The following is a 1,303-nucleotide window of genomic DNA, read 5'->3' on the forward strand; positions in this document are numbered from 1 at the left end:
TGTCGGCCTAATCCGCGGTCTTTCATGCAGCAGGGGCTCTCAATGTTTTTATGTCCTGCTCATATCGTCTCTGCCGGGCGGCGAAAGAGCGCGCCCAACGACCAGCCGTTTAAGAGCGCCCCCGATACATAGTCGTCGGAACCTGGTCGTCTGTTGATAAAAAAGAAACCGCTAACGGACAAAATGGCGCCTTTTGCGGATTAGTCGCTGTGCCGGAAAAAAAATTGTCAGAACCAGGCGATAATTAAATTGCCGCAGCTGTCGTTACATATGACACGTGACAGGAGGACATGATGAAAAAAATGCCCAAGTTGTTGTTAGCAATGGTTGTCCTATTTTTCGCCACCGGATTTATTTTATTGCCCTCCGCAAATGCTTCTGAGTATTTGACGCCCGCCGACGCATGCTTCGATTTGAATGATGGACCGAAACAAGAACGTACTATCGAGCTGCCAGATGGCTCTACAGGTGTTTTTGGGATAGAGAAAGAGCAAGCTGATGTTGCCCCGATTTGGGACGGCTACTACAACGCTACTGATGGGAATTGGAAGGTTTACTTCTATACTGGAGTGCTCGATGCTGAGTACTGGATATCAATCAAGAACTACAACATTACATCGTGGTGGGGCCATAAGGCATCTTCCGTTGGTGCTTCCTTATCGAATTTCAGTAAGAGTTTTTCTTCCAAACGAACAAAGTGGAGCTTTCTTTTTACCGGTGTAGGCGGTATGGCGTCTGCGACTTATACTCTTGGAGCTGAAATAAATGGCTCTCGACTGCATACATATCTAGCGTGATTCAATATGGGCGTGTTGGGTAAGATCAACATTGGCGGAGAGGTTTCCCTCTTGGCTATAGTTCTGGTTGAGGTCGGAATCACCGCTGCGGTGATCTATCTCGTTTACAAGTTGATAAAGGCTCTCAAAAAGGTTATTGAACGAACCAAACAAGAGTAGGCGGTCAGCCCACTCGATTTCGAACCCATTTCAGCGGGTGCCATCCTCTCTGTCTGCTTCTCTGTGGGCGGAGAGGATTTTTCTATGACTGAGACCGCATCAGCGCCAAATCCACGCCAATCCTCGACCCGTCACCTGGGGACGTTCCTTTCCAGCCGGTGCTTGGGGAGACTCCTTGCCACCCGGTCGTCGTGGATGTTCTTAAACGACTAGCGATCGGGGACAGCCCTTGCCGATTGGCCGGTTTGCCGTCCGGGCTGGCAAGGACTGTCCTTTTAATATGAGCAGGACATTGTCAAGAGGCAAAATCGGGCCTGGCCCCAACGATATGGGGTCAGGCCCCCTCC

The 1,303-nt window shown here is 50.0% G+C and carries 1 protein-coding gene; it reads left to right on the top strand.

The features are described 5' to 3' along the window. Window positions 1–290 precede the first annotated feature (290 nt). The gene (locus tag AB5405_RS09805) at window positions 291–797 is read left to right on the top strand and encodes a DUF5626 family protein (RefSeq protein ID WP_368138359.1); all 507 of its coding nucleotides are present in this window, start codon (window positions 291–293) and stop codon (window positions 795–797) included. Window positions 798–1,303: the final 506 nt, after the last annotated feature.

Origin of the sequence: Collinsella aerofaciens (assembly GCF_040920445.1) — a bacterium.
Taxonomy (GTDB): Bacteria; Actinomycetota; Coriobacteriia; order Coriobacteriales; family Coriobacteriaceae; genus Collinsella; species Collinsella aerofaciens_BH.

Bases quoted from the DNA above. Each gene is read 5' to 3' on its own strand.
- AB5405_RS09805 (WP_368138359.1), top strand. From the start codon at position 291: ATGATGAAAAAAATGCCCAAGTTGTTGTTAGCAATGGTTGTCCTATTT.